The 2,959-nt window shown below is 30.9% G+C and carries 1 protein-coding gene and 1 pseudogene; both read right to left on the bottom strand.

Annotated elements, in window-relative coordinates; all coding sequences use genetic code 11:
• Positions 1 to 509 (bottom strand): annotated as a pseudogene (locus ACVC2P_RS13360) (hypothetical protein); the annotation flags it as partial.
• Positions 510 to 702: 193 nt separating this feature from the next.
• On the bottom strand, positions 703 to 2,910 hold the full coding sequence (locus ACVC2P_RS13365; RefSeq protein WP_452598957.1) for a YfbK domain-containing protein: 2,208 nt from the start codon (positions 2,908 to 2,910) through the stop codon (positions 703 to 705).
• Between the last annotated feature and the right edge of the window lie 49 nt (positions 2,911 to 2,959).

Raw genomic sequence — 2,959 nt, forward strand, 5'->3', positions numbered from 1 at the left:
GGTTTAGATGTTAACGCTTTTGGGTTTCTAACCATTACTATTGTATTTATTTCTTCTTCATTAAATTGTTCTTGTGCTAGTTTGTAGGCTAATGTAATACCATCTTTATGTTGTTTTGTGATATTAGATTTTATGTCGTTAAGTGTATACAGAATTCTTTTTATTTCTTTTGCTGAAATACTTTCTAAGAGTATACCATTTTGCCCCGAGTACACAACAATAGTAATTGTATCTTCTTTTGTTAGTCTTTTACTTAACAACTTAAAGCTTTGTTGTAAAACGATCTTATCTTCTTGTGAGAAGTTTTTGGTTGTTGTTTCTATTAAAAACAAAGTGTTTTTTACTAAGTTTATTGTATTTTCTTTTGGTTTTTCTGTTGCTGGAAAATAATCTGCTATAAATGTGATTAAGTTATCTATTTCAACAGATTCTGTTTTTAAATTTAGGTTTTGTGCATTAACAATAGTTATACTTAATACTGCGATTAGTGTGGTTATTATATGTTTCATAATTTTGCGTTTTAATTACAATAAAGTTATGCTTAAAAAGCACTTTAAAAAACTTATATTGAGGGAACTACTCTTTTTACTGAGGGAAGTTATAAACTAAAAAAAGGTTAAGTATTTACTTAACCTTTACTCTACAAAATAGATTGCAAGATATACCATTTACCCACCAGTATTTGGCTAAAAAGCTGCTACACTATTTTACTGTAGAAATTAACCTAATGAATTCTGCTCTGTAGCCATCTTTATCGTCTCCTCTTCCTGCTTCTGCTAAAGCTATTACATCTTCTATTTTTGAGTTATTATGAAATTGCGATGCTCTTAATTGCATTCCAAATAATGCAACCGATGCAGCAAATTTCATATCTTCAGATGCTTCTGTTACTTCATCTTTTGTTATTTGTATGAGTTCTATACTTTTGTCTCCATCTGGTTTCTTATATCTAAACTTAACTGTCATTAATTCATCTGCAAATGCATCTGTCATTTTTGTCTTTGTGTATTTTAAATTGGTCACTTCTTTTAAATAATCGCTTTTTGAACCTACTGGTATTACTTCGTATAATGCTGTTACGTTATGTCCGCTTCCTAATTCTCCTGCATCTTTAGTATCATCTACAAAATCTTCGTTTGCTAATAGTCTATTTTCGTAACCAATTAATCGGTAGGCTTGTACTTTAGCTGGATTAAATTCTACTTGTATTTTAACGTCTTTAGCAATAGTAAATAGTGTGCCTCCAAATTCTTTTCCAAAAATTAGTTTTGCTTCTTGCATAGTATCTATATATGCATGGTTTCCATTACCTCTGTCAGCCAAGGTTTCTAATTTAGAGTCTTTATAGTTGCCATATCCGAACCCTAAAACAGATAAAAACACTCCTGTTTTTCTTTTTTCTACTATTAACTTTTCCATCGCTTCATTACTCGATGCCCCTACATTAAAATCACCATCTGTTGCTAATATTACTCTATTGTTTCCGCCTTTTTTAAAATGTTGTTGCGCCAATTTGTATGCTAATTCTATGCCTTGTCCTCCAGCTGTAGAGCCTCCTGCTCTTAAATTATCTAATGCTTTTATAATTACGTCTTTATTTCTTCCAGAGGTTGGTTCTAATACTACTCCAGCTGCTCCTGCATAAACAACTATAGCAACATTGTCTTTATCTCTTAATTGATTTACTAATAGTTTAAAAGCCGATTTAAGTAATGGTAGTTTTTTTGTTGAATGCATAGAGCCAGATACGTCTATTAAAAATGTAAGATTAGATGCTGGTAGTGCTTCGTTTTTATATGTTTTGCCTTGTAGCCCCACTTTTACCAATTTCGTATCTTTGTTCCATGGTGTTTTTGCAACTTCTGTATTAATAGAAAATGGGTGTTCTCCTTTTGGTTGCGGGTAATTATAATTGAAATAGTTTACCATTTCTTCTATTTTAACTGCATCTGCTGGTACAAATTGTCCGTTATTAATTAATCGTCTCACATTACTGTATGATGCTTTATCTACATCTATAGAAAATGTTGATAATGGCTCCAATACTGCTCTTTTAAATTTATTTTCATGGATTTTAGTATACGATTCGTTTTCTATTCTCAAAATATCTGCATCTTTTGGCATTGTATAACTACTTTTTTTAGTCTTTACAATTATAACACCATTTCCACCTTGACTACCATATAATGCAGAGCCTGTAGCTCCCTTTAGAACTTTAATTTCTTTTACTTTTTTAGCTTTTAGTTTATCTAATTCTGCTTTTGTAGATACTCTACCGTCTATAACTATTAGTGCTTCGTTTGTTTCATTTATAGAACGATTACCACGTAGTACAATTCGAGTATCGTTTTTTGCATTGTTATTAGTATTTCTTGCTATTTGTAGTCCAGAACCTTTACCAGGTAAAGGTTTAACTACTTTATTACTATTACTTTTTAGTAACTGAGTTGCAGTAGTAATTTTTTCTTTTTTAGTTCTTTTGCGAGTACTTCCGCTTCCTCTATAACCTTGAGAATTTATATTTACACTTTGATATGCATGTGTTACATTGTCTCGTTTTCGTTTTATACTCATCGCAGTTATAACAACTTCTTCTAAAGCTGAAGTATCTACTTTCATGTTAAAACTGATATTATTTGAAGTTCCTACTGTTTTATCTACTGTTAAATACCCTATAGATGAGTACCTAATAACATCTCCTAGATGAGTTTTTATGGTATAATTACCATCAAAATCGGTTTGTGTTCCATTACTTGTTCCTTTTACCAAAATACTAACACCAGGCATTGGTAATCCATTTTCATCGGATATCGTTCCTGAAATTGTTTTCTCTTGTGCTTGTAATTGAATCATACATAATAGAATAAAGAAGAGTCCTACTACTTGCTTAGTAATCGTTAATGTTTTCATGGCTAATGTTTTAAATTCGAAGTAAAACTATAACCAAAGCCTGTATTAC

It is taken from the genome of Pontimicrobium sp. MEBiC01747, from assembly GCF_053601635.1.

What these genes read in the sequence shown, in the direction of transcription:
- ACVC2P_RS13365 (WP_452598957.1), bottom strand. Translation starts at nt 2,910, where the DNA reads ATGAAAACATTAACGATTACTAAGCAAGTAGTAGGACTCTTCTTTATT.